Source organism: Pauljensenia sp. 20925_1_27 (assembly GCF_041432835.1).
GTDB lineage: Bacteria > Actinomycetota > Actinomycetes > Actinomycetales > Actinomycetaceae > Pauljensenia.
In genome coordinates this window covers 1-24,798 of the sequence record NZ_JAPWAH010000003.1, presented here as the reverse complement: position 1 = coordinate 24,798, position 24,798 = coordinate 1, and the positions used below count along the sequence as shown (strand labels likewise).

At 63.2% G+C, this 24,798-nt stretch carries 23 protein-coding genes; 4 read left to right on the top strand and 19 right to left on the bottom strand.

The features are described 5' to 3' along the window. Nucleotides 1-29: 29 nt before the first annotated feature. Nucleotides 30-263 (top strand): hypothetical protein, encoded by a 234-nt coding sequence (locus O3684_RS02875; protein WP_500064982.1) that lies wholly within the window; start codon nucleotides 30-32, stop codon nucleotides 261-263. Here the strand turns inward: O3684_RS02875 and O3684_RS02870 are convergent. The 7 genes from O3684_RS02870 to glgA form a co-directional block, all read right to left on the bottom strand. Next, nucleotides 251-922 carry a histidine phosphatase family protein gene (locus tag O3684_RS02870; RefSeq protein ID WP_500064980.1) on the bottom strand — a complete coding sequence of 224 codons (672 nt, stop codon included), beginning with the start codon at nucleotides 920-922 and terminating at the stop codon, nucleotides 251-253. The two genes, O3684_RS02875 and O3684_RS02870, sit on opposite strands and share 13 nt — an antisense overlap. Then, a complete protein-coding gene (locus tag O3684_RS02865; RefSeq protein WP_500064978.1) occupies nucleotides 919-3,855 on the bottom strand; it encodes a bifunctional [glutamine synthetase] adenylyltransferase/[glutamine synthetase]-adenylyl-L-tyrosine phosphorylase in 2,937 nt (978 codons plus the stop codon). The genes O3684_RS02870 and O3684_RS02865 overlap by 4 nt, the downstream gene beginning before the upstream one ends. Beyond that, a complete protein-coding gene (locus O3684_RS02860) occupies nucleotides 3,852-5,192 on the bottom strand; it encodes a glutamine synthetase beta-grasp domain-containing protein (RefSeq protein ID WP_285098020.1) in 1,341 nt (446 codons plus the stop codon). Before O3684_RS02860 ends, O3684_RS02865 begins: the two co-directional genes overlap by 4 nt. Before the next feature lie 70 nt (nucleotides 5,193-5,262). Then, nucleotides 5,263-6,222, bottom strand: coding sequence for an SPFH domain-containing protein (locus tag O3684_RS02855; protein ID WP_500062734.1), 960 nt, complete (start codon nucleotides 6,220-6,222; stop codon nucleotides 5,263-5,265). A 44-nt stretch (nucleotides 6,223-6,266) separates the two neighbouring features. Then, nucleotides 6,267-6,740, bottom strand: a complete 474-nt coding sequence (locus tag O3684_RS02850; protein ID WP_500064977.1) for an NfeD family protein — start codon at nucleotides 6,738-6,740, stop codon at nucleotides 6,267-6,269. Between the two features lie 13 nt (nucleotides 6,741-6,753). Beyond that, on the bottom strand, nucleotides 6,754-7,542 hold the full coding sequence (locus tag O3684_RS02845) for an ABC transporter ATP-binding protein (protein WP_500064975.1): 789 nt from the start codon (nucleotides 7,540-7,542) through the stop codon (nucleotides 6,754-6,756). A 36-nt stretch (nucleotides 7,543-7,578) separates the two neighbouring features. Beyond that, nucleotides 7,579-8,802, bottom strand: a complete 1,224-nt coding sequence (gene glgA / locus O3684_RS02840) for a glycogen synthase (protein ID WP_500064974.1) — start codon at nucleotides 8,800-8,802, stop codon at nucleotides 7,579-7,581. A 111-nt stretch (nucleotides 8,803-8,913) separates the two neighbouring features. On the opposite strand from glgA, the gene O3684_RS02835 reads away from it, so the two are divergent. Together O3684_RS02835 and serB are read left to right on the top strand one after the other, a co-directional pair. Then, nucleotides 8,914-10,209, top strand: a complete 1,296-nt coding sequence (locus O3684_RS02835) for a glucose-1-phosphate adenylyltransferase (protein WP_500064972.1) — start codon at nucleotides 8,914-8,916, stop codon at nucleotides 10,207-10,209. A gap of 2 nt (nucleotides 10,210-10,211) precedes the next feature. Beyond that, on the top strand, nucleotides 10,212-10,895 hold the full coding sequence (gene serB / locus O3684_RS02830; protein ID WP_500064970.1) for a phosphoserine phosphatase SerB: 684 nt from the start codon (nucleotides 10,212-10,214) through the stop codon (nucleotides 10,893-10,895). 9 nt (nucleotides 10,896-10,904) lie between these two features. Here serB and O3684_RS02825 read toward each other — a convergent pair whose 3' ends face one another. The 12 genes from O3684_RS02825 to O3684_RS02770 form a co-directional block, all read right to left on the bottom strand. Next, nucleotides 10,905-11,432, bottom strand: a complete 528-nt coding sequence (locus tag O3684_RS02825; RefSeq protein ID WP_500064968.1) for an NUDIX hydrolase — start codon at nucleotides 11,430-11,432, stop codon at nucleotides 10,905-10,907. Then, on the bottom strand, nucleotides 11,429-12,277 hold the full coding sequence (locus tag O3684_RS02820; RefSeq protein ID WP_500064966.1) for a PrsW family intramembrane metalloprotease: 849 nt from the start codon (nucleotides 12,275-12,277) through the stop codon (nucleotides 11,429-11,431). The genes O3684_RS02825 and O3684_RS02820 overlap by 4 nt, the downstream gene beginning before the upstream one ends. A 91-nt stretch (nucleotides 12,278-12,368) precedes the next feature. Next, on the bottom strand, nucleotides 12,369-13,955 hold the full coding sequence (locus O3684_RS02815; protein WP_500064964.1) for a PrsW family intramembrane metalloprotease: 1,587 nt from the start codon (nucleotides 13,953-13,955) through the stop codon (nucleotides 12,369-12,371). Between the two features lie 12 nt (nucleotides 13,956-13,967). Then, complete coding sequence (locus O3684_RS02810; RefSeq protein WP_500064963.1) at nucleotides 13,968-15,263, bottom strand: PrsW family intramembrane metalloprotease; 1,296 nt, start codon at nucleotides 15,261-15,263, stop codon at nucleotides 13,968-13,970. Nucleotide 15,264: 1 nt separating this feature from the next. Further along, nucleotides 15,265-15,888: a hypothetical protein gene (locus O3684_RS02805; protein WP_500064962.1), complete on the bottom strand. Its 624-nt coding sequence runs from the start codon at nucleotides 15,886-15,888 to the stop codon at nucleotides 15,265-15,267. Next, on the bottom strand, nucleotides 15,885-17,063 hold the full coding sequence (locus tag O3684_RS02800; protein ID WP_500062724.1) for a glycosyltransferase family 4 protein: 1,179 nt from the start codon (nucleotides 17,061-17,063) through the stop codon (nucleotides 15,885-15,887). Before O3684_RS02800 ends, O3684_RS02805 begins: the two co-directional genes overlap by 4 nt. Then, complete coding sequence (locus tag O3684_RS02795) at nucleotides 17,060-17,986, bottom strand: phosphatidylinositol mannoside acyltransferase (RefSeq protein WP_500062723.1); 927 nt, start codon at nucleotides 17,984-17,986, stop codon at nucleotides 17,060-17,062. The genes O3684_RS02800 and O3684_RS02795 overlap by 4 nt, the downstream gene beginning before the upstream one ends. Next, nucleotides 17,983-18,609, bottom strand: coding sequence for a phosphatidylinositol phosphate synthase (gene pgsA, locus O3684_RS02790; RefSeq protein ID WP_500062722.1), 627 nt, complete (start codon nucleotides 18,607-18,609; stop codon nucleotides 17,983-17,985). Before pgsA ends, O3684_RS02795 begins: the two co-directional genes overlap by 4 nt. After that, nucleotides 18,609-19,202, bottom strand: a complete 594-nt coding sequence (locus O3684_RS02785) for an HIT family protein (protein WP_500064960.1) — start codon at nucleotides 19,200-19,202, stop codon at nucleotides 18,609-18,611. Before O3684_RS02785 ends, pgsA begins: the two co-directional genes overlap by 1 nt. Nucleotides 19,203-19,207: 5 nt before the next feature. Next, nucleotides 19,208-21,241: a threonine--tRNA ligase gene (thrS, locus tag O3684_RS02780; RefSeq protein WP_500064958.1), complete on the bottom strand. Its 2,034-nt coding sequence runs from the start codon at nucleotides 21,239-21,241 to the stop codon at nucleotides 19,208-19,210. A gap of 72 nt (nucleotides 21,242-21,313) precedes the next feature. Continuing rightward, nucleotides 21,314-22,339, bottom strand: a complete 1,026-nt coding sequence (locus O3684_RS02775; protein ID WP_500062719.1) for a lipid II:glycine glycyltransferase FemX — start codon at nucleotides 22,337-22,339, stop codon at nucleotides 21,314-21,316. A gap of 103 nt (nucleotides 22,340-22,442) precedes the next feature. Continuing rightward, nucleotides 22,443-23,720 carry a carboxylate--amine ligase gene (locus tag O3684_RS02770; protein ID WP_500064956.1) on the bottom strand — a complete coding sequence of 426 codons (1,278 nt, stop codon included), beginning with the start codon at nucleotides 23,718-23,720 and terminating at the stop codon, nucleotides 22,443-22,445. A gap of 71 nt (nucleotides 23,721-23,791) precedes the next feature. Between O3684_RS02770 and O3684_RS02765 the strand changes: the two genes are divergently transcribed. Further along, the gene (locus O3684_RS02765) at nucleotides 23,792-24,553 is read left to right on the top strand and encodes a hypothetical protein (protein ID WP_500064955.1); all 762 of its coding nucleotides are present in this window, start codon (nucleotides 23,792-23,794) and stop codon (nucleotides 24,551-24,553) included. Nucleotides 24,554-24,798 lie beyond the last annotated feature (245 nt).

Here is a 24,798-nt window from a genome sequence, read left to right as displayed (position 1 = left end):
TCCAAGCGTAACCGCACGGGGAGGACACCATGGCACTGGGTCTCGAAAGCGCCTCGGGCATCTGCTCGGCACGCGAATGCACGAACGCTGCTATCTATCGGATCGACTGGCGCAATCCGGCGATCCACCGCGCCCGGACGAAGACGTGGCTGGCGTGCGAGGAGCATCTGTCCTACCTGGAGAACTACTTCAGATACCGCTCGTTCCCTTTCGAGGTGTCAGCCTTCGTCGCGCACGATCAGGAGGCGCCTCACGACCACTGATCGAGAGGACGGTCGTTCCAGGTCAGGGCGTGGAGCCGCTTCGCGAGTTCATCTGCAGACGCCGGAGTAAAGTCGGGCACCCACTCGAAGGTGGAGGTACCCGTGTTCGACATGAAGTGCTGGGAGACGAGTTCCTCGTCGATCTCTTGGGACAGCCACGTGGCCAGCAGGCGCGTGAGCGCACCGTGGATGACGAAGACCGCGACGGCCTCGTCCCCCGCCTGCTCACGCGCTTCCAGGCCCACGCGACGTACGGTCTCGAGCGAGCGCGCCAGTGCCTCGCGCCCGTTTTCGCCGCCCGGCATGCGGTTATCCAGCTCACCCGCACACCACGACAGGGTTGTGCGCACGTAGAGAGACTGGGAAGCCGGGTCTGCAGCCATTTCAAGGTCACCGGAACGCAGCTCACGGATGCCGGGGTGCACCTGCGGGGTCAGGTCGTACCTGCTCGCCAGCGGTGCCGCAGTCAGGCGCGTGCGGTACAGGCCAGACAGCGCAATGACGGTGGGAGGAGGCGCAACCTCGGACTCCCACCGGTCCGCGAGGCGCTGGGCCTGCAGGAGCCCTTCGGGGGTCAGCCCGAGGCCGGGGCGCACGGTGTCAAGCGCGCCGAGGCGATTCGCGGGTGTCTGTCCGTGCCGTACCAGCACAATCTTCACTGCTGCTCCCAGAAAAGTCGTTCCATCACGGCGCGCGCCTTGCGTCCGGCGCGCAGCCAGTCTTCTTCGAGGGCATTCAGCCCGCCGCTACCGTACCCGAGGATCGCCGCAAGAGCACGCAGCTCCGCACTATCACGGGGTAAAACGTCGAGCTTCACACCGCTCATACGGCCTGTCGCCAGCGTATTCGCAGCGCGGATACGGGTCGCCATATCCCAGGCTTCGAGGAGAATCTGCGCGTCCTGGGCACTCATCAGATCGTGATCCCGAGCAGCCAGAATCGCCTGCGTCGTCGACGGCGTACGCAGCGCGCGGTTGCGCATACCGGTGCGCATCTGAATGAGCTGAATGGTCCACTCGACGTCAGAGAGGCCACCGGGGCCCAGCTTGACATGGCGCGCAGGCTCGGTGCCGCGGGGCAGGCGCTCGTTCTCCATGCGGGCTTTCAGCAGTCGGATGTCGCGCACGTCCGACTCACTCACTCCTCCGTAGGCGAGCTCCGCGAAGAGCTCCCGCGCCTGATCGGCGAGCTCCCCCTCCCCAATCGGACGCGCGCGCACCGCCGCTTGCCGCTCCCACGTGGAAGCCCAGCGCTGCGCGTACTCGCGATGCGACTCGATCGTGCGACTCATCGGGCCGTTCTTGCCCTCGGGGCGCAGGTCAAGATCGACGACGATACCCAGCTGGCTGGTGGCCGAACCAAGAAGGCTCTTCACACGGTTCACGATGGCCGTCGCGCTGGCCGCAGCCTCGGCATCAGAGGCACCGCCGACCGCCTCATGCACGGCGATCACATCCGCATCGGATGCATAGGAGCACTCGCGGCCCCCGTAGCGTCCCATCGCGACAAAGACAACGTTCGCCCGCTGCCCGCCCCAGCGCTCGATTTCCTCCCGCTGGGCGATGGCGAGGGCTCCCAGGATTGCAGCATCCGTGGCGTCGGCGATCGCGTTTCCACGAGGATTGACGCCATCCAGGAGGTCGGTCATCGCGCAACGGGTCAGCTCACGCGTGCGCACAGCACGGACTCGGGCAGCTGCCTCGGACGCATCCTCATGGCGGTCAATGAGCGCCGCCACTTCCCGAGCCAGCCGATGCGGCTCGCGCGGTGCCAGCTCGTCATCGTCATCGAGCCAGGCGACGGCCTCGGGACGCTTGGCGAGCGCCTCGGCGATCCACCTGGAGTTCGGGAGCATGGTCGTGAGCCTGCGAGCAGCAACGCCGGAGTCACGCAGGAGCGCGAGGTACCAGTGCGAATCGCCGATGTCCTCGGACAGGATCCGGAAATTCAGCAGACCCATGTCGGGGTCGGCCCCCGCCGCAAGCCACGAGATAAACACCGGGAGCAGGTGGCGCTGAATTGCAGCGCGTCTGCTCGTCCCCTGCGTGAGAGCAGCGATATGTGTGAGGGCACCCGCCGGATCACGGTAGCCGATCGCAGCGAGACGGTCACGCGCACCATCCGCGTGCAGTGACACCTCGTCCTCGCTCAGCGAAGCCGTTGCGGCGATGATCGGTCGGTAGAACACATCCTCATGGAGGGCCCGCACCCGTGCACGTACCTCATCGATCGCGGCACTGATCGAGCCCGCGTCGGGGAAGCGCGAGCGATCCATCGCGCGCCCGAGGACACGCAGTTCCCGATCCTTGTCCGGGATCAGGTGGGTGCGGCGCATACGAGGCAGCTGCGTACGGTGCTCGACGGCACGCAGGAAGCGATAGCAGGATGCGAGCTGATCAGCATCACTGCGAGCGATATAGCCGCCGTCTCGCAGCGCTTCAATCGCCTCCAGCGTCGAGCGCACGCGCAAGAAAGCATCCGTGCGGCCGTGGACAAGTTGGAGCAGCTGGACCGTGAACTCGACGTCGCGCAGGCCGCCACGTCCGAGCTTAAGTTCACGCGACGCATGCAAACGCGAGATGTTGTCCTCGACTCTTCGACGCATCGCACGCGCAGCCTCGACGAACCCTTCACGAGTGGCGGCGCTCCACACGTAGGGCTGCGCGGCATCCTCGAAGGCGCGCCCAACAGTCTCGTCTCCGGCGCAGGCACGGGCCTTCAGCAGCGCCTGAAACTCCCACGTCTGTGCCCATTTGTCCCAGTATTGGCGGTAGGACTCAACCGTGCGAACGAGGGCCCCGTTGCGTCCCTCCGGGCGCAGGTTCGCGTCCACGGTCCACAGTGGCGCCTGCGTGCCCGGCCCCGAGCACGCGGAAGCCGTTGCCGCCGCAAGTCGCGTCGCGACTTCGAGGGCCACACGCTCGTCCTGATCCACCCCGGCTTGCGCGACGTAGACGACGTCGACGTCGGAGATGTAGTTGAGCTCGCGTGCCCCCGTCTTACCCATCGCGATGATCGCAAACGGGGTCTGCCCCTGTGGATCGATGTCGCGACGGGCGAGTGCGAGACCAGCCTCGAGCGTCGCATCCACGAGGTCCGCAATGCGTCGCCCAACCTCGGGCATGAGAGCCTCGGGATCCTCACTTGTCAGATCGTCGGCGGCCACAGACAGGAGAACGCGTCGGTAGGCTGCGCGCAAGTCGTCCGCGCTCGCCCCCTCTGCGGCTACATAGGCTCCCCCCTCAGCCCGAGTTGCGCCCACGGAAGCCAGGAGCACCTGCCTGCTCTGGCCGGGGTCCTCCCAGATAGACACCGCACGCGCGGGATCGGCGATCACGTAGTCGCCCAGCCACTGACTGCCGCCCAGCACGGCACACACGCGACGCCGGGCGTCGGGCTTGTCCACGAGCCCGCGCACGAGGCCGGGGTCTGCTTCGTGCAGACGGATCGCGGCCAGGAGCGCCTGGTCGGGATCGGCGCTCGCGCCCAGGTCACGCTCCCACGCCTCGGCACCGCCCGGCAGCTCCTCGAAAAAGCTGAGCGCGCGGCGCGGGTCCAGGAACCCGGCAATCCGAAGCTCGTCCGGCGTCACCGCGGAACGACCTTCAGGAATTGCTCAAGCTCCTGGCGAGTGATCTGCTGACGATATTCCGTCCATTCCTTGCGCTTGTTACGAATAACGTAGTCGAAAACCTGCTCACCGAGGGTAGAAGCCACCAGATCGGAGCTCTTCATGGAGCGCACGGCATCAGCCAGGGATGCCGGAAGCGCGCGAATACCCATCACCTGGCGTTCACGATCCGACAGGTCCCACACGTTATCCTCGGCCTCGGGCATGAGCTCCATCTTCTTCTCGATGCCTTCCAGGCCCGCCGCAATAAGGACCGCGAAGGCGAGGTAGGGATTCGCGCTCGGGTCGGGAGCACGGTACTCGATGCGCGCGGCAGCGGCCTTCTTCGGCTTGTACAGCGGGACGCGCACGAGCGCAGAACGATTCAAGTGACCCCAGCACACGTAGGAAGGAGCTTCTCCCCCGCCCCACAGACGCTTGTAGGAGTTCACGTGCTGGTTCGTGATCGCCGCGATCTCCTCCGCGTGCGCGAGCAGGCCCGCGATGAACTGGCGCCCCGTCGTCGACAGACGGTACTGACCCGCCGGGGAGAAGAACGCATTTTCTTCGCCCTCGAACAGCGACAGGTGCGTGTGCATGCCCGAGCCCGGATGCTCGATGAACGGCTTGGGCATAAACGTGGCGACGAGCTCCTCACGCAGCGCGACCTCTTCGATCAGGGTACGTGCAGTCATGATGTTGTCCGCAGCGCGTACGGGATCCACCGCACGCAGGTCGATCTCGTTTTGCCCGGGCCCGCCCTCGTGGTGGGAGAACTCGACAGGGATCGCCATGTCCTCCAACATACGAACCGCACGACGACGGAAGTCATTCGAATCCCCGCGTGCGACGTGGTCAAAGTAGCCGGCCTGGTCGACCGGAATCATGCGGTCGGGGGTGACCGGCTGACGCAGGAGATAAAACTCGATCTCAGGGTGGATCATGACGCGGAAACCCGCATCCGCGGCCCGCTGGACGGTGCGCTCAAGTACGCCGCGCGGATCGGAAGGCGCAGGCCGCCCGTCAGGCATGAGCACGTCGCAGAACATGCGCGCCACCGGGTCATCATTCGAACGCCACGGGAGCAACTGGAACGTCGAGGCATCCGGCTTCAGGAGCATGTCCGACTCGTAGACGCGCGTCAAGCCCTCGACCGCCGAGCCGTCGAAACCAATGCCCTCGGCGAACGCTTCTTCAAGCTCGCCCGGGTCGATCGAAATTGACTTCAAGACGCCCGCAACATCCGTGAACCACAAACGAATAAAACGAATATTCTTCTGCGCCACCTCACGCAGCACATATTCCTGATGCGAATCCACCGATGTCCTCCCGTCGAGAAAATGAACGGGCCGACCGCAGGGACTGCGGTCGGCCCGGCATGGCTTCAGTCTACTTGCCCAGGTTGAAACCCTTCGAGATGGATTCCAGTGCGCCGGTGAGATCGGAAGGAAGCATCCACAGCTTGGACGCCTGACCGTCAGCGATCTTCGGCAGCATTTCAAGGTACTTGTAGGACAGGAGCTCGGGCGTGGCCTTGCCGGCGTTAATTGCCGCAAAGACCGTCTGGATGGCCTCGGACTCGCCCTGCGCACGCAGGATCTGCGCCTGACGTGCACCTTCGGCCTGCAGGATCAGCGCTTCCCTCTGGCCCTTGGCCTGGAGCACCTGTGCTTCCTGCTGAGCAGAAGCCGCCAGCACTGCGGCCTGCTTGGCGCCCTCAGCCTTCTTGATCTGTGCCTCACGCTCAGCCTCGGCCGTCAGAATCGTCGCACGCTTGGTGCGCTCAGCCGTGATCTGCTGCTCCATGGCGGCCAGCACTCGCGGCGGCGGCTCAATCGACTTGAGTTCCACGCGGGTGACGCGAATGCCCCACGGGCCCGTGGCCTCATCGAGGACACCGCGCAGCTGCTTGTTGATCGACTCGCGCGAGGTCTGCGTCTGCTCGAGATCGAGCGAACCAATCAGGTTACGCAGGGTCGTCGCGGTCAGCTGCTCAATCGCCTGCAGGAAGTTCGCCACCTCGTAGGTAGCACTGCGCGGATCCGTGATCTGGAAGTAGATCACGGAGTCGATCGACACCATCGCCTGGTCGGCGGTGATGACAGGCTGCGGCGGGAAGTTCGCAACCTGCTCACGCAGGTCGATACGGGCTGCGACGCGATCCACGAAGGGGACGAGGAGGTGGAAACCACCCTCCATCACGGCCTGGTAACGTCCCAGACGCTCGACGACGTACGCCTGCGACTGCGGAACGATGCGGACCGCGCGGACAAGCGATACAACGACAAAGATGACGAGGGCAAGGATCACGATGAACGCGACATCGCCAAAGAGTTCTGCTGAGCTCACTGTCGTCTTTCCTTTCTTACTTCAAAGTCAACAAGTCGGGTCTATCAGGAGGCCGAACCTGCAGACGGCTGGGCGGGGGGCTGCTGCGCCAGGTGAAGAGCGCTGACAACGGCAGTTGCACCATCGATACGATCAACGCGTACCTCGGCACCAACGGGCAACTCCGGTCCTTCGGTCCGCGCGCTCCATTCACCGCCAGAAAACTGGATACGTCCGTGACGCACACCCACTGCCTCGGTGACGTAGCCACTCTTGCCGATCAGGCGGTCCGTATTGCTGGGAACATAATTGCTCGATCGTTCAATCCGTCCTTTCAGGAACGGACGGAGCACAACCAGGAGAGCGATGGACACGACGATGAAGACGATCACCTGGACCGTCAGACTCGCGCCACACGCTCCCGCGATACCGGCGGCAAGAGCTCCAATCGCGAACATCAAGAACACGAAGCTCACGCTCATGACCTCGATAGTGCCGCACACGAGTGCCGCAAGGATCCACAGCCACCAGGTATTCATCGCCCTGCCTCTCTTACTCGGTCACACCGCGCGCCCACCAGCGACCATCGGTGCGACCGGCGAGCAGCGGCATGCCATAGACCTGCGACAGATTGACGCCCGTCAGAACATCCTCAATCGGACCCTGATGGGCAATCTGCCCCTGTGACATGATCGCGCAATGCGTCACGCCATCAGGAATCTCCTCGATCTGGTGGGTCACCAAGATGATCTGAGGAGACTTGGAACCTTTCATGATCTCAGAAAGAGCGGCGATCAGCAACTCACGAGCGCCCAGATCGAGCCCAGACGTAGGCTCATCCAAGACGAGGACCTCCGGGTCGGTCATGAGCGCTCGGGCGAGGAGCACGCGCTGCGCCTCCCCCTCCGACAGTGTCGCAAACTCACGCTGAGCGAGGTGATCAATGCCGAAGATCTCCATGAGCGCACGAGCACGCTCGTCATCAACCTGTTCGTACTCCTCGTCGTGAGCCACAGCCAAACCCCAGGCGGCGCTGCGAACAGTGTCGAGAACCGACTGCGTCGGCACGATCTTGGCAGCCACCGCAGCGGAGGCCAGTCCGACGCGAGTAGCTACCTCGGCAGGATCAGCCTGCGCCAAATCCATGTCCGAGACAGTCACCTCACCGGCGTCCGGCGCAACGCGACCAGATGCGACGCGCGCCAGCGTGGTCTTGCCCGCACCGTTTGGACCAACAATGACCCAGTGCTGACGCGGACGCGTTGACCATGAGACATCGGACAGGATCTGCGTATCCCCTCGTTGGACGGACACGTGCGAAAGATTCAGGACGTAAGTCATGTATCCAGCCTAGTCGTCTGTAGGGTGGCGTGCGCCCTAAACGAGCGAACGATACAGCTCGGCGGTCTTAACGCCGATCGCTTCCCACGAGAAGTGATCGCGCGCGCGTGCCAGGCCGGCCTCGCCCATGCGGCGGCCCAGCTCGGGATCGTCGAGAACACGAATCAGGCGGTCGGCCATCGCTTCCTCGAACGCACGCGGATCCAGCGGCGTTCCCGTCCCGTCCTGCTTCTGCTCGATCGGCACGAGGTAGCCCGTCTCTCCGTCGACGATCACATCGGGAATGCCGCCGGTTGCGGTACCAACGACGGGCAGGCCCAGGGCCATCGCCTCCAGGTTCACAATACCGAGGGGTTCGTAGACGGAAGGCGTAATGAACACCTGCGCCGAGGAAAGGATCGCAGCAACCTCCGGCTGGGGAAGCATTTCGGAAATGAGGACGACGCCGGAGCGTCGGGCACGCAGCTCGGCGACGAGGCCCTCAACCTCGGCCGCAATTTCGGGGGTATCGGGGGCACCTGCGCACAGGACCAGCTGGACGTCCTCGGGGAGAAGCTGGGCGGCGCGCAGGAAGTACGGCAGGCCCTTCTGGCGGGTGATACGGCCGACGAAGACGACGGTGCGACGCGACGGGTCAATACCGTGCTCGGCGAGCACGCGGGCACGCAGTTCCTCTCCTGCTTCGCCTTCGGGCGCGTGCCACTTGTTCAGGTCGATGCCGTTGTGGATGACGTGCACTCGGTCGGGATCAATGCCCGGGTAGCAGCGCAGGATGTCGTCGCGCATACCGTTCGACACGGCGACGATCGCGCTGGCCGCCTCGTAGGCGGTCTTCTCCACGTAGGAGGAGAGGCGGTAGCCGCCGCCGAGCTGCTCGGCCTTCCAGGGGCGCAGCGGCTCGAGCGAGTGGGCGGAGATAACGTGGGGAATGTCACCCAGCAATGAAGCGACATGACCGGCGAAGTTCGCGTACCACGTGTGCGAGTGCACGAGGTCCGAGCCCTCACATGCAGCGGCGATCTCAAGGTCAACGCCCAGGGTACGTAAGGCCGGATTCGCTCCGGCCAACTGAGGCAGGTCGGCATGCCCGGTCACTCCCGGGTCAGCACCGTCGGTGCCCGGCTCGCGCGGACCGTCAAACGCCTGCACCCGCAGGTCATCGACCAGCCCACGCAGGACCTTTGCCAGTTCAAGGACGTGAACACCAGCGCCTCCGTAGACGTGGGGCGGGTATTCGCGGGTAAGCAGATCGACGCGCATAATGGGGTCCTTCCGACAGTAGCGACGCGTAGCACACATCGTATCCGATCTCACGTCAGTGCTGATCGAAAACGAGACGATGTAGCAATCGATAGACATTTGTAATACAGTGTGACCACTCCCACGGATTCGCGCCGATGCGAGTCCACTCGACCAACGAAGAGGTGCCACATGGCAAAGAACCACGTCCTGGCAATCGTTCTCGCGGGCGGTGAGGGTAAGCGACTGATGCCCCTGACGGAGGACCGCGCAAAGCCGGCCGTCCCGTTCGGTGGTCACTTCCGTCTCATCGATTTCGCGCTGTCGAACATCGTGAATTCCGGATACCTCAAGATTGTCGTCTTGACGCAGTACAAGTCCCATTCCCTTGACCGCCACGTCACGAAGACCTGGTACACATCTCCCCTACTCGGCAACTTCATTGCCCCCGTGCCGGCCCAGCAGCGTCGCGGACCGCACTGGTACCTGGGTAGCGCGGATGCTATCTACCAGTCCCTCAACATCGTTGATGACGAGGCACCGGAATACATCGTCATCATCGGCGCTGACAACATCTACCGCATGGACTTCTCGCAGATGGTCCAGCACCACATCGATTCGGGCCTGCCCGCCACGGTAGCCGGCATCCGCCAGCCGATCGAGCTGGCTCCCGCGCTCGGCGTCATCGACGGCGAGGGCGGCGTCGTGAAGAACTTCCTCGAGAAGCCGAAGCACGCTGTCGGCCTGCCCGACGACCCAACCAAGGTGCTTGCCTCGATGGGCAACTACGTGTTCACCACGAAGGATCTGGTCAACGCCCTGCGCGAGGACGCGGCCAACCCCGATTCCAAGCACGACATGGGAGGCAACATCATCCCGTGGTTCGTGGAGCGCGGCGAGTGCGGCGTTTACGACTTCCAGGACAACGACGTGCCGGGTTCGACCGACCGCGACCGCGATTACTGGCGCGACGTTGGTACGCTGGACGCCTACTACGAGGCGAACATGGACCTCATCTCGGTGCACCCGGTGTTCAACCTGTACAACCGCGACTGGCCGACGATGACGATGATCGACGGTTCCCTGCCACCCGCAAAGTTCGTCTACGGTGATGAGGATCGCCTGGGTCATGCGATCGACTCGTTCGTTTCCCCCGGCGTCATTGTTTCCGGTGGCGAGATCGTGCGCTCGATCGTCTCCCCTCACACCTACGTTCATTCATGGGCGAAGATCGAGGATTCGGTCGTTATGCACGGGTCTCGCATCGGTCGTTCCTCACGGGTCGTCAAGACGATTCTGGATAAGAACGTCATCGTCGAGGAGGGCGCCGTCGTCGGCGTCGATCTCGAGCACGACCTCGAGCGCGGCTTTACGGTGACCGAGTCCGGCATCACGGTCGTTCCCAAGGGCACTGTCGTCCACAAGTGAGTATGATGCTCCATCTCGATGAGCCGGGTGCCCCGCTGCTATTTCCCAGCGGGGCACCCGGCCTCGTCGTCACAGACGTCGACTCGACGCTGATCTGCCAGGAGGTCATCGAGGAGCTCGCCGAGGCCGCTGGCACGCGTGAGCAGGTCGCCGAGATTACCTCCCGCGCCATGAACGGCGAGCTCGATTTCGCGCAATCGCTGCGCGAGCGAGTCGCGACCCTTGCGGGTGTCCCAGGATCCGTGTTCGGCGATGTCCTGACCTCCATCACTCCCACGAAGGGCGCACGCGAGCTCATCGAAGCGGTCCACCGCTGCGGCGGCAAGTTCGGCATCGTGTCGGGCGGCTTCGAGGAAGTGGTCGCTCCCCTGGCGGCCTCCCTCGGCATCGATTTCTACGCGGCAAACCACCTTGAGGTCGTAGATGGTGTACTGACGGGCCGCGTGTTGGGCCGCATCGTCACCTCCCAGGTGAAGGTCGACTGCCTGCGTTCGTGGGCCTCGGCGCTCAACCTCCCCCTCGAGCGCACGGTTGCGATCGGTGACGGGGCGAACGACATCCCAATGATGTACGAGGCCGGCGTCGGTATCGCGTTCTGCGCAAAGCCCGCCGTTCGCGATCATGTGTCGATCCAGCTCAACACGCCGGACCTCTCCCTGGCTATCGCTCCCCTCGGACTCGCCTAGCCGCCGACGTCAGGGCTCGCGCGTGTCCGTGAGGCGGATCATGCGCCCATTCCAACCATGCCGCCACGAACGGGCGTACTCAAGAATCTGCGCGGGGTAGATGTCTGCGTCAATCTGAGCCACAGCCTCGTCAATGTCCCACCAGGCCTGCGCGTCGATGACGGATCGCTCCAGATCGGTCCACCCCTCCCGGCTCAGCGCCGTCGACGGCGTATGGGCGAGGAAAAACCACTCGTCCTGGCGTGCGGTGACCGCCAGGAAGTCAAACTCGGCGGTCCGGTAGAGGACGGGGCCGACCAAGTCGTCAGGGGCCAGCTCGATCCCAGTTTCTTCGAAAACCTCACGGACAGCTGCGCTGCGCGGATCCTCTCCTTCCTCGATGCCACCCCCAATCGTGAACCACCAGGATCGCTCCGGCTGATCCTCATCATGGCCCTTCGCCAACAGGACACGTCCCTCATCGTCAAACAGGAGGACGCGGGCGGCCTCCCGGTGGGGATAGCCGTCCGCGTCCACAGGCCAGTCGAGTGCGCTCATGCCTCCAGGGTAGCCCGGTGACGACGCAGGCCCCACACGAGGAGCGCAACGCTCACAAGCAGGACGGGCACCTCGATAGCTCCGTAGGTGAGGTTCCACGAGTCCTCGGGCGCCAGGAAGCCAACGGCATTTGCCTGACCGTGCAGCACGAGGGCCGCGATAAACCCTCCGACCGCAACGAGGATGCCGGCAAACACATTCTTCGCGCGCAGTGCAGCCCACGCGAGAGCGTAGCCGAAGACGCCCGTGAAGATCGCGTGCCCGTAGCCGCCCAGGATCGCGCGCGCCAGGAAGGATTCCCAGAGTCCGCCCATACCGTCCTCGAGGGCACTCACGTAGTAGCCCATATCCTCACCCCAGGCGAAACCAAGGCCGACAAGGACACCCAGGACCGCACCCTGAGACGGATGGGTCAACAGTTTACGGGCGGCGAGGATCAGGATGAGCACGCCGATGCCCTTCGCGGTCTCCTCCACGACGGGCCCCGTCACAACGGAGGTCACAAAATCAACCGCAGAATCGCTCATGCTGGTTGATTCCACCGCGGCGTCGATCAGGCCGTTCCCGATGCCTGCGATCAAGAGCGCACCGCCGGTGCCCCACGTGAACGCGGCAATCCATGACAGGATCGACGGAGTGAATCGCGCCGCCCAGGCCAAGAAGAGGAGGCCGATGAGAGCGCTGACGCACGAGGCGCTCACGGCGAGAGCCGCCGTGGAGCTGCTGGCACCGTCAATCGCACCACGCACCTCGTGAGCTAGTGCCGGAATGCTGATGACGATCAAGATGATCGAGCACACGGTGAGGGCCCGCGACGAAGGGCGGGCAGGATGAGCGTGAGTCACGTTTGTTTCCTTTCTTTCCCCACCATCGTGCGACATCAACCTATGCGTGACCTATGAAAACGCCATGCAACGACCGTGTGAATCGAAAGACTCACATGGGGCGGATGCCCATGAGCGCCTGGAAGGTCTGACGCTGCGTCGTCGCCTCCTGCACCTTTTGCTGCGTATCCTCAATCCGCCCCGGTTCGGGACCACGCACGTTCATGATGACCTGGTCGAGGCCGAGGGACGCCAAGTTGTTCATGAAGGACTTCATCGCCCGCTTTGCTTCAGGGCCGCCGCTCGCCACCCAGGAGAGTGCGTTTCGGCGTGCAGCGGGATCGCACACCATCTGGACTTCGCTGGGCAGAATCCAGCCCTGGTTGACGTAGGGCATGAGACCGGCGGCGATATCGCGCCGCTCTCGACGCATCGCACGGGACACGAAGAACAGCCAGCCACAGAACAGGGGAACCTGAATGATGAAGTAGAGCAACAAGAAGCCACCGCGGCTGCCAGAGATCACCGAGGATCCGTTCCACACACCGTGCATCGTCACACCGATGAGGTAGCCGAGGAGGCTCACGCCGATGCCGGTACCCACCGAACGAGTGCGCGTCGCAGCCCACCCGATCGCCCAGCCGGTGCACGAGGTGTACATGATGTGTCCGAAGACACCCAGGAAGACACGCATCATGAACATTTGAGCGAATTGCCCGGCGTAGGCGCCTCTCACGAAATAGGTGAAGTCTTCGACAACCAGGAATCCGGCCGCTGAATAACCGGCGTAAACGAGGCCATCGAGCGGGGAGGAAATGCTGTTACGACGCATCATCACGATCACGAGCACGCCGAGGGCCTTGAGGAATTCCTCGCCGACTGGAGCGGCAACAACGACCATAAAAATCTGTCCCGCAGCTTCGCTACCGGTTGCGCTTGCGACAACACTGCCGGCGATTTCGTTCGAGATGATGCCGAAGAAAATCGCCACACCACCGCCCCACAGCAGAGCCGCGATCTTCGTCCACCACGGTTCGGGCTCAAAGCGGTCCACGAACTGGAGGAACGTCAGAGTAATGGCAAGAGGAATCAGGCAGCAGATGGCGAGGAGAAGACCAAGGAACGGTCCGCTCGCGAAGAGGAAGCCGCTGATACCCACAAGCATCAAAGCCGCGCCGACACCGATCACGACGGCTTCGAAAACCGGCGCTTTCTTGGCAGTTGTGGGCATAGCCCACGCCTGCACCTGCTGTGGTGCAGCCTGCGGATACTGTGCGGCGCTGGGCCCGGGCATGGTCGGCGCAGTATTAACGAATGACTGGAAGGACGGGGTGAACTGTGCTTCTGGTTCGAAGCGGGTCATCGGGTCTGGAGCAGGAATCTGTGCCGAAGTGCCGAAAGACTGTCCGGTGGAAGCAGTGGGAGCGTAGCTTCGCGCAGGCTGCGGCTGCGGAACGCTCGCTTCCTGCGGCTGCGGCACATCCGAAGCGCCCGGCTGAGGCACGGGAGCGTAACCCGAACCCGCAGGCGCACCGTACTGCCCACCCGGTGCCGACTGTCCCTGCTGGGGCTGAGGCACGGGAGCGTAACCCGAACTCGCCGGCGCACCGTACTGACCGCCCAGAGCCGACTGGTTCTGCTGCTGATTCAGCGGCATATTGCCCTGCGGAGGCATGGAATGCGGGAAATTGTTGCTCATAGTTCTTCTTTCTTAGCGCGCCTGTGCGAGGCGGGAAACGGCGTCGGTCACGTCCTGTTGCTGCTCGGCGATGGACGTCAGACGCAAGAATTCGCGCCTATTCTCGACGGCTTCGGCCAGCATGCGCTGATCGTTATCGATGCGCGCACGGTCGGGGCCATGCTTGGCCATGAGGCGCTGATCCATTCCCAGCGACGCGAGGTTGACGAGGAAGGAACGCATGGCTCGCTTGGCCTCGCGTCCGCCGCTGCGGGCCCACTTGAGGGCGGCCCTGCGTGCTCGCCTATCCGTGGCCATCGTGACCTCGCCGGGAATAAGCCACCCGGTACGCACGTACGGGACGAGTCCAACGCGGATCTTCTCGGCTTCCTTCCGGGACAAAATAATGAGCGTGATCGCCCAGACCACGAAGGCTGGAACTTCGATCCCGAGATAGATCAGGAAGAAGTATTGACCCAGGAACGACGCGGTTCCGTTCCATACGAAGTGGATGACCATCGCAAAGAACCAGAACACCAGGACAATGCCGGTCTTGGACCAGCCGCGCTTGAACTTGATGAGCGCCAGCGCGAGGCCGATACCCGTCATCGAGGTCGCCATGGCGTGCACGAAGGGGCTGGCGATTCCACGCATAATGAAGGTAAACAGGAGACTGCTGTCAGCGGGATCATCGACCCTGAGGAAGTACAGGATGTCCTCGGCAAACATGAATCCACAGGCAGAAAAACCCGCGTAGACGACGCCATCAATAATCGAATTGATGTTGGTTCGACGCACGACGACGACGATGAGAACACCCAACCCCTTGAGGGTCTCTTCGATGAGTGGGGCGATAAAGGTAGCGGCGAGTGCGTTGGATTGATTGACATCACCGAGCGAGAGGATGATGTTCTCCTGAAGGGCTGTGTTCAGGATGCCGGCAGAAATCGTGGCAACCCCCGCTCCCCAGAGAAAGAGAGCGCCCTTCGTCTTCCACGGCTCAGGCTCCCAGCGGTCGATGAACAGAATGAAGCTGACGACGATGAGGAGAGGAACGAGCGCGAGAAGGCTCGTCCGGACGAGGGATACGACACCCGATGACGCCGGGCTCAGCCAGAAGATAACAAGCGCGATGAGACCGATCGTGCTGACCGTCGTGATGATGACCTCGAGCCACGGAAACGAATGCCGTGCCTTCGGCGTCTGCCACACGGGCGCGGCATCGTCGGGGGCTGGCGTGGACATGCCATTCACCATATCGACGTTAACACTGCTAATTTTCTTCAGGCGATAGTCTTCTCCCGGCCCTCCCCAGTGGGTCGTGTTCATGTCAGTATCCCCGTCCGCCGATATGTGTGTCGTCATCAAAGTCAATAGGCTCGGGCACCGGCGCGTGTCCGGCGAGCCGAAGTAATTTTACCATTCGTGCGGAACGCAGAGCACGGACTCCCGCTACATCGACGTTGTGGACGTTTCGGGTGAGTTCGATACGGTAACACGTCGCGTCGAGTGCCTCGAGTCGCGCTTTCGCCTGCGGGTCCTCTTCAATACGCGCACGCACGTCCGGTGTGAGCGTTTCCCGGATCGCACGCGTCAATGCCGACGCTCGCTCCAGCCGAGCACTCACCTCGACGCGATCCGCCTGACGCTGCGCACTCGTGCGCCGGTCGAGTCCGTCTGTCGTCAGCTGATCGCCACCGTCTTGGATATACGCGCGTGCGGCATCGACGAGGCTGGGGCCACCCGCGCTTTCAAGGCCGGCTACGTGAGCCAGCAGTTCCGCCTCCGAGGCACGACGCAACAGCAGACGAGAGAGCGCGTCGCGCGATGCGAGGATTCGCTGATGCAGGCGATCGAGCCGACGCGCACGCGTGATGGAAACGCCCGCGACGAGGGCTGCCACGATGACGCACACGCAGGCGAGAACAACCGTCCAAGGCGAGACATGAATCATCGGGGGTTCTCCTCGTCATCACGGCCACGAATCAGATCGAGCGCCCGCCTCGAACCCGAATCTGCAGGACTGCCCATGTCGATGGCGAGCTTGTAGACCTCAAATACCTTATCCGCGACGACCTCCCAGTCGTACTGAGCGGACGCACGCTGACCCGCATCCGCGAGGGCGTCGAGGCGCTCGCGATCACCCAGCAGGTCCGTTAGGACTGAGGCAAGGGAGTCGCTGTTACCGGTCTCGAAGAGTGCGCCCGCTCGACCATCCTCCAAAACGGCTCGGAACGCTGGAATATCGGAGGCAACAACGGTGGTTCGGGCCGCCATGGCCTCGACAAGGACAATACCGAAGGACTCTCCGCCGGTTTGCGGAGCCACATAGATCGACGCTCCGGCGAGGAGGGATTCCTTCTCCTCATCGCTGATTCCACCCAGGAACGAGACTGAATCTCCGAAACGTGCCACAGTCGCGCGAATATCGGGGGCATCTCCGCGCCCCGCGATCAAGAAACGGGTGCCTGGAACGCGCTCGAGAACAGACTCGATCGCACCCGCGAAAATACCCAGTCCCTTGCGCGGCTCATCAAGGCGGCCAAGGAACACGATGACCGGTCGTTCGTCCGTCGCAACCCACTGGTCCAGGGGCTGCGCCGTGCGGAACGATGCCGTTTCCACGCCGTTCGGGATAATGACGGCGTCTCCCCCATGGTGCTCAATCAGGGTGCGTCGAGCCTCTTCTGAGACAGCGATGCGCACGCCAATGCGTTCCATGTACAGGCGCATCGGAGCCGACGCAATCGCGCGAGATACTGAGCGTCCGAGTGCTGCATGGAACGTACCCACGAGAGGTGCACTCGAGAGCATCGCGGCAGCCATCGACACCGAAGGCACGACGGGTTCGTGAACGTGCACCACATCGAAGTCGTTGTCCGCGAGCCACCGACGGGTGCGCGCGAGAGCCTTGGGCTTGATGGAAATATTTGCAACCGACCCGTTGAAGGGAATAGACACAGAGGAGCCGGCGGATGTAATCCACTCGGGCAGGTCATCGGATGTTGAAGGGGTCAGCACCCGCACATCGTGGCCGCGCGAACGAAGCTTCAGCGCAAGGTCACGAATATGAAAGCCCACTCCCCCGGGCACGTCCCAGGAGTACGGGTTCACGATCCCGATCTTCATCGATTCTTCCTCTCGTGCTCGGCCCTCGCGCGTGCAAGCCGTTCGGGGTCAAGGTCTTCGACAAACACCCTCTGCATCATGTGCCAGTCCTGAGGCTTCGACGCCATCATGGCGGCAAACTGTTCCACCCACGCCTGCGTGAGAGCCTCGACGCGGTTGAACCCCGGGCGTTCCTCTTCACCGACGGTGATCGGCCCGACGCAGCGCACGCGCACGTCAGCCCCCGTTGCGCTCTCATTCTCGTAGGTAATGCACGCCGCAAAAAGCGGGCGTTCGAGCTTTGTTGCTAGGGCGGCCGGCCCCGCCGCGACGAGCGCCCGCCGCGTCCCTAAATCGACTTCAATACCCGAGCCGGAAATGTCTCGATCCGCCAGAAGCGGCACAATCACGCTGCGTCCGCGAACGCGCTCCATGAGCGTCGAGAACACCGATTCGCCCTTCGCGACGCCGATAATTTCCATGCCCAGTCCCTCGCGCAGAGCGACAAAACGATCGAAGAGACTGGGAGGTTCAACTTTCTCGGCCACGGTAACGATGCCACGACCGTGCGCGCAGACCCAAGCACCCGCACGGTCCCAGCTGCCCGAATGCCCCAGAGCGAGGACGACAGGCCCATCCTCGCTCGCCTGTACCAAGGCCTCGAACCCTTCAAAGGACACGCCCTCAAGCAATGGTGCGCCGCGACGTGATCCGAGCATCAGCTGCTCGGCGTAGTTGCGGATGTGGGAGCGAACCGCATCGCGCACCTGCGCATCCGATGGATCAATTCCGGTCAAACGAGCCATGTTGGAGCGCAGCCGCTCGATCATGGCTCCCCCACGTCTCGCAGCGATCGATGCACCCGTATCCGCCATGCGTATGACAAGGCGTAGCGGAAGGCGTGGCGCAACGGAAAAAGCGAGTGACAGGGGCGAGAAACTCACTGGGCTCCTTCGTCAATGTGGCGAGCGGTAAACCAAATGCGCTGGCACACCGTGACGAATGAGGCGAACGCAACCCACGTCAGGCCGCACGCGAACACCCACTCCGGCAGGCCGAGGCTCATCAGCATGGCCGTTCCCATACCGATGATGAGCCGGTCGGTTCGCTCGGCGATCCCCAGTTTGGCGACAACTCCAACGGACTCCGCGCGGGCGCGTGCGTAAGGAACGGCGGCTGCACCGACGATCGAGCAGATACCGGCAATGATCGTCCACGTACGAACGGACGAGTTGTCCATGTGAAAGACCGCGTAAGCAGTAAGCGATCCAAACACGGCACCATCACCCAGACGGTCAAGCGTCGAGTCAAGGAAGGCACCAAAACGGGTGCCTCCCGTCGTCATACGCGCGAGCGTCCCATCGACGGAATCGCCGAACATCACGACCGCGAGAGCGATGCCTCCCTGCCAGATCCACCCCTGCGGGATGCAGATCACCGCGATGGCGACAGTCGCGACCGTTCCCGCGACCGTCACCATGTTGGGGGTTACCCCCGCGCGCGCGAGAACACGCGCGAGCGGTGTAAAGACGGCCCTCGTGATAGAACGTCCGTGATTTCCGAGCATCAGTTCTCCTTGGGCCAGGCAGCGGCCAGCCGGGCGCGAGCGTCCTCAAGCAGCTCGGGGACGGCCTTCGTCTGAGCGATAATCGGCAGAAAGTTGGCGTCTCCCAGCCAGCGGGGAACAACGTGCTGATGGAGGTGCGCGGCGATTCCTGCCCCGGCGACCTCTCCCTGGTTCATGCCGAGGTTGAAACCTGCTGGCGCAGCAACAGCCCGCGTCACTCGCATCGCGGTGGCCGTAAGGTCACCCAACTCGACGCGTTCCTCATCGGTGAGCTCCGTGTAGTCGGAAACATGCCGATACGGGCACACGAGCAGGTGCCCCGAGTTGTAGGGGAACAGGTTCATGAGGACGAAGCACGTGCGTCCGCGGTGGACAATCAGGCCAGTCTGGTCGTCTTTGCCGGGTGCCGTACAGAACGGGCAGCCGACATCCGAGGCGTCTGAAGGCTTCCCCTCACCGCGGATGTAAGCCATCCGATAGGGGGTCCAGAAGCGACCGAAGCCGTCCGGGACGCCCGCCAGCGAGCGGGCGTCCTCGGTCGGCAACGGGCCGTTCGTAATACCGATCGCATCGGGATCGGCGTCGCGGCTCATGTCTCTCACGCTTCGTCGAGACCGTCGATCTGATCCGCGTTGTTACGCGCCTCGATGTGCGACACAATCAGCTCGATTGCGCGGTCAACAGCAATGCCGTTATGCTGCGAACCGTCACGCAGGCGGAAGGAAACCGCTCCCGCCTCGACGTCCTCGCCACCCGCGATGAGCGTGAAGGGAACCTTGTCCTTGGAGGCGTTGCGGATCTTCTTCCCGAAGCGGTCATCGGACAGGTCGGTCTCAACGCGCACGCCGCGCTCGCGTAGCTTGGCGGCGACGTCCTTGACGTATCCGTCGAAGGCTTCGGCGACGGGGATGAGGCGGACCTGAACGGGCGAGAGCCACGCCGGGAACGCACCCGCGTAGTGCTCGGTGAGGACGCCGATGAAGCGCTCAACGGAGCCAAGCTTCGCAGAGTGGATCATCACGGGGCGCTGACGGCTACCGTCGGCCGCCGTGTACTCGAGGTCGAAACGCTCGGGCTGGTTGAAGTCATACTGAATCGTCGACATCTGCCAGGTGCGGCCGATCGCGTCCTTGACCTGGACGGAGACCTTGGGGCCGTAGAAGGCGGCACCACCCGGATCGGGAACGAGGTCGAGACCGGTTGCGGCGCAGGCATCCTCGAGGGCCTTCGTGGCGGCCGCCCAGTCTTCGTCCGAGCCGATGAACTTATCCTTCTTCTTGCCGTCCTCGTCGCGCGTGGACAGCTCGAGGTAGAAGTCCTTGAGGCCGAAGGCCGACAGGATCGACAGGAAGAACTCGATCTGGCTGCGGATCTCCTCCGAGGCCTGCTCGGGGGTGCAGTAGGTGTGCGAGTCGTCCTGCGTGAAGCCGCGCATGCGGGTCAGGCCGTGAACGACACCGCTCTTCTCGTAACGGTAGTCGTGGCCCAGCTCGTAGAAGCGCAGGGGCAGCTCACGGTAGGAGCGGCCGCGCGAACGGAAGATGAGGTTGTGCATCGGGCAGTTCATGGCCTTGAGGTAGTACTCCTGGCCTGCCTTGGTCACGTTGCCGTCCTCATCGCGCTCTTCGTCGACGAGCATGGGCGGGAACATCGTGTCCGCGTAGTAGGGCAGGTGACCCGACGTGTGGAAGAGTCCGCCCTTGGAGATCTCGGGGGTGTGCACGAAGTCGAAGCCGGCCAACTTGTGTCGGTCGGTCACGTAGGACTCGATCTCGTGGCGCAGGATGCCGCCCTTGGGGTGGAAGACGACGAGGCCGGGGCCGATTTCCTCGGGGAAGGAGTATAGGTCCAGCTCGGCGCCGAGGCGACGGTGGTCGCGGCGCTCGGCCTCCTTGATGCGCTCCTGGTAGGCGACGAGGTCCTCCTTGGAGGCCCAGGCGGTGCCGTAAATGCGCTGGAGCTGATCGTTCGACTGGTCGCCCTTCCAGTAGGCAGCCGAAGCCTTGGTCAGCGCGAAGCCGTTACCGATGAGCTTGGTGGAGGGCAGGTGGGGACCGCGGCACAGGTCCTTCCACGCGACGGAGCCGTCGCGGCGGACGTTGTCGTACATGGTGAGCGTGGCACCGCCAACCTCGACGGAGGCACCCTCGGCGCCCTTGCCCTTGGTGGTGACGAGCTCAAGCTTGTAGGGCTGAGCGGCCAGCTCGCGGGTGGCCTCCTCTTCGGAGATTTCGCGGCGCACGAAGCGCTGCCCCTCCTTGACGATGCGCTTCATGCGCTTCTCGAGTTCACGCAGCAGCTCGGGCGTGACCGCGTCGATGTTGCCGAAGTCGTAGTAGAAACCGTCGGTGATGAAGGGGCCGATGCCGAGGTTGACGTCGGGGAACACGTCCTGGACGGCCTGGGCGAGCACGTGGGTGGCGCTGTGGCGCAGGATGTTCAGGCCGTCCTCGCTAGCCAGCGTGATGGCCTCGACGGTCGTGCCCTCCTCGAAGGAGGTCTCGAGGTCGCGCGGAGTTCCGTCAACCTTGATAGCGACGACATCGCGAGACTTCTCGAACCACGTCGTGCCCGTGGTCCCCGCCGGTACGGTTTGTTCATGTCCGTCAATGACGAGCGAGATATCGGGCACTGTGTCTCCTAGTTTCATGAGGTACGCGAGATTGTGTTGTTACTGGGATTCTATCCCTGTGGCGCGAACGCTTCAGGAGCGGGCACGCCAGTCCTTGACAGCTTTCGCCGCACTGAGGGCCCGGTAGGTCGCCTTTTTGATCGGCATGTCCCATCCGCCGGGAACGTCTGTGAAGTGCGAGGCAAAGGCGCTCTTGTACTTGCCGACGCTGTAGAGCTCGGGGCAGCGCGGCGAGTGGGCACCCATAAGGTCGAATTCGCGCACGCCGTCGCGGGCGAGGAATTCGGCGGCCAGGAAGTCCAGGACCGGGGGCTGACGCAGGCGTCGGCCGCCCTCAGTGGAGGCGCCGTACTCTGCCTGCGCGCGGATTCCCTCGACGAGGCAGAAGTCCCAGCAGAGGATGTCGCCCTCGGCGTCACGCATCGAGAAGATACGCGCGTGCTTGGGGCCGAGGATCGTCAGGAGCGTGAGGTAGTAATCCTTGGGATGCGGGCGGAATCCGTCACGTTGGGCGGTCTCCTCCATGACGGCGTAGTACTCGTCGATGACCTCGGCCGCGTTCGCGGTGTCCTCGTGGAAGGTCACGCCCTGGGCCTTGCCCTTCTTCAGGCCCGAGCGGATGGAGCGCTTGCCGGCCTTGGGCATGGCGGCGAGGATTGCCTCCTCGGTCTTGCCGCTGGTGTCGATGACGACGGTACGGTCGTAGGAGATTGTCTGCAGCGGCATGCACAGATCGGGGTGCTGGTAGATAGCATGAAGGCGCACAAAGGCAACCGACTTGTCCTTCGCCTTGATCTCACGCAGGAGGTCGGCACGCAGAGCCGCTTCGCGCTCGGGGGTCGCTTCCTTCACCCACGCCGGTCCCCACTTGGCCCACAGGTAGTGGACGCCGCGCACGGAGTACTTATAGAGCGTGATGAACGCGATCTTCGCGTCATCCTCGCACCACGCGTAGCGGCCCCACACCCCGTGTCCCTGGGACTCCTCGAACGCCTCCCACACGCACGCCTGCTCGATGGGAAGTGAACGGTCCTGGAAGCCAGAGACCGCAGCGATCTTATCGTCCTTGGAAATGGGCACGAGTGCGGTTGTCGTCATGGTGTCCTCGTTGGTCGGAAATATCGGTCGCGTAGGGTGTCAGTCTATCAGGGCCTACTCCCCCGCCGACGAGGCCGGGGCAGCGCACGGAAGAGCCACGACGTCAGTAGGACGTCTCCGTGGGCTCCGGATAGTAGCGGGCAAACTTACGACGATGGTTCTGCTTCTGCAGCCAAACAGTGAGATTACGGCGCAGGTCTTTCTCCGTCGGGTTCAGGAGCAGGTCGAAGCGGCGCCCCTCCCGGATGATGCGCTTGACACGCTTGCGCAGCTCGGGGTCCGTGATGTAGTGCAGGAGCAGGGAATCCGGGACGAGGGTGTACAGGATTTCGTCCTTAGCCTGGACCTGCTCACATTCCTGCCCGTCGATAAGGTCTGCGACCATGGGGATCATCGGATTCGCGCCGGCAGCGGCCATGTACCAGTTGTTACGGCCGATTCGAGGGTTGACCTCGAAGAAGAGGGCGCGCCCGTCGCGAGGGTCGATCTTCACGTCGAAGTTCGCGAATCCGCGGTACCCGTTCTCGGTGAGGAGGGCACATGCGTCGGCCCACAGTTGGGGGAAGTCTTCGGTGATCATGGCAACCGGGTTGCCGATCATTGTGGGGGCGTGATCCTCCAGTAGGACGCGGGCCGAACCGATGAGGGTGACCTTCCCACGCGAGTCGACATAAGCGGTGATCGATCGCATCGCCGTGTTGTCCCCGGGGATCAGCTCCTGGACCAGGAAAGTATCGCGGAAGCCTGCATCCTTCAGGGTCTTCCAGAGTTGCGCCAGCTCCTCCGGCGTATCAATGAACCAGATCTTGCGCTTGCCTTCAAACTCGAGAACGTCGTAGGGCTCGCCCTTTGCGGACTTGGCGACGACCGGGAAACTGAACGGAATGTCCGGGGCAACCCAGGCCTCGTCGTCAACGCCGGAAAAATTGACCGCGACCGTGCCCGGCGAGTCAATCCCCGCGCGCTCACACGCGCGCGCAAACTCTTCCTTATCAGTGAGTCGATCCATGACCTCTTCGGTCGGGAAAGGCACGGCGTAGTGCCTCGACAGCGCCTCCATATTGCGGGCGACGAACGCGGAGAAGATGTCGTGGTTCGCCATCAGGATAAGTTTCTTGTCCGCGTGCTCACCGGCGATGGTCATCAGGACGTCGAGGAGCTGTGCATCGCTCGCGTGGGCGCTCACGTGTCGGACATCGAAAAAGTGTGACCGTGTGATCGACTCCGTGGGTTGGGACCCGACGCAGACGCATCGGCAACCGAATGCTTCGTTGAAACAGCGCCCGATTCCATACACGCCGAAGTCTCCGCCAATGATGACAGGCAGAATATCGTCGCGTGGCGACAGGGGACGAGGCCGGGTCAGGTAGTCGATTGTCATGCCATAAGCCTAGCGCCTGGTAGGATACAGAACTATCCCTGAGACCTCTCTCACCTCTACGAAAGTTCGCTATGAGTTCGCCATTTTCGCAGCATAATCAACAGCCCTTCCAGCCTCAGCAGGGAGCAGGCGGATACCCCCATCAGGGAGGCTACCCTCAGGGAGGAAACCAGCAGGGAGGCTACCAGCAAGGTGCATATCAGCAGGGCGGATACTCCCAGCAGTCCCCTCAGGGCGGGTACGGCGCTTCCCCGTACGGCCAACCCGCCTACTCGGGCGGCCCGATGGGCCCGCAGCCTTCGGGTTCCAACAACGGGAAGATCATTGCGATCATTGCCGGTTCTTTTGTCGCTGCCCTCGTCGTAGCGACAGTCATCTATCTCGTATTCGGATACAGCTCGTCGTCCTCTCAAGACGACCGTTCAGCAAGCCCCTCACCCACATCGTCAAGCTCTCCGTCATACGGATCGAAGCCCACGAGCCAGCCTTCCTCGTCGCCCACCTACGGCTCCAAGCCGTCACCGACGTCGGGATCTGGCACCGGTACGGGCTCCTCCAAGGGCTCGAAGGGGTCGAATGGCGGATCCGACCCCGATGTCGAATCGAGGATCATGTCCACCTGCGACAGCCAGATCAACGCGGCGATCAAGGGCGCGTCTATCACGGATCAGCAGATCACCATGGTTTCCTCGACCTCCAGTAAGCAAACCTACGAGTACACGGGTCGCGTGACCGGCAGGAAAGCCTCAACCAACGAGGCCGTCAATGGCGACTTCAACTGCAAGGCAGACTATGACCCGGCGACGGGTTTGATCGAGACAACATTCCAGTAATCAACGAGCCTGTGCTGCAGCCTGTCCCGCTACTTCTTCGGTCTCCGGCCACGGGCGAGATCGGCCGCACTCACCAGACTTCTACCACTATCAACTTCAGGGAGTCCTCATGTCCAACCCGTACGACCCCAATCAGCAACCTCTTAACGGCGATAACAACGGCCAGTACTCTACTGAACAACAACCGACCGAACAGTTGCCGGCAGTCAACTACGGCCAACAACCGACCGAACAGTTGCCGGCAG

Excerpts from the sequence above, each read along its gene's own strand:
- O3684_RS02875 (WP_500064982.1), top strand. The coding sequence starts at position 30 with ATGGCACTGGGTCTCGAAAGCGCCTCGGGCATCTGCTCGGCACGCGAA.
- O3684_RS02850 (WP_500064977.1), bottom strand. The coding sequence starts at position 6,740 with ATGAATACCTGGTGGCTGTGGATCCTTGCGGCACTCGTGTGCGGCACT.
- O3684_RS02845 (WP_500064975.1), bottom strand. The coding sequence starts at position 7,542 with ATGACTTACGTCCTGAATCTTTCGCACGTGTCCGTCCAACGAGGGGAT.
- glgA (WP_500064974.1), bottom strand. The coding sequence starts at position 8,802 with ATGCGCGTCGATCTGCTTACCCGCGAATACCCGCCCCACGTCTACGGA.
- serB (WP_500064970.1), top strand. The coding sequence starts at position 10,212 with ATGATGCTCCATCTCGATGAGCCGGGTGCCCCGCTGCTATTTCCCAGC.
- O3684_RS02825 (WP_500064968.1), bottom strand. The coding sequence starts at position 11,432 with ATGAGCGCACTCGACTGGCCTGTGGACGCGGACGGCTATCCCCACCGG.
- O3684_RS02815 (WP_500064964.1), bottom strand. The coding sequence starts at position 13,955 with ATGAGCAACAATTTCCCGCATTCCATGCCTCCGCAGGGCAATATGCCG.
- O3684_RS02810 (WP_500064963.1), bottom strand. The coding sequence starts at position 15,263 with ATGAACACGACCCACTGGGGAGGGCCGGGAGAAGACTATCGCCTGAAG.
- O3684_RS02805 (WP_500064962.1), bottom strand. The coding sequence starts at position 15,888 with ATGATTCATGTCTCGCCTTGGACGGTTGTTCTCGCCTGCGTGTGCGTC.
- O3684_RS02800 (WP_500062724.1), bottom strand. The coding sequence starts at position 17,063 with ATGAAGATCGGGATCGTGAACCCGTACTCCTGGGACGTGCCCGGGGGA.
- pgsA (WP_500062722.1), bottom strand. The coding sequence starts at position 18,609 with ATGCTCGGAAATCACGGACGTTCTATCACGAGGGCCGTCTTTACACCG.
- O3684_RS02785 (WP_500064960.1), bottom strand. The coding sequence starts at position 19,202 with ATGAGCCGCGACGCCGATCCCGATGCGATCGGTATTACGAACGGCCCG.
- O3684_RS02775 (WP_500062719.1), bottom strand. The coding sequence starts at position 22,339 with ATGACGACAACCGCACTCGTGCCCATTTCCAAGGACGATAAGATCGCT.
- O3684_RS02770 (WP_500064956.1), bottom strand. The coding sequence starts at position 23,720 with ATGACAATCGACTACCTGACCCGGCCTCGTCCCCTGTCGCCACGCGAC.
- O3684_RS02765 (WP_500064955.1), top strand. The coding sequence starts at position 23,792 with ATGAGTTCGCCATTTTCGCAGCATAATCAACAGCCCTTCCAGCCTCAG.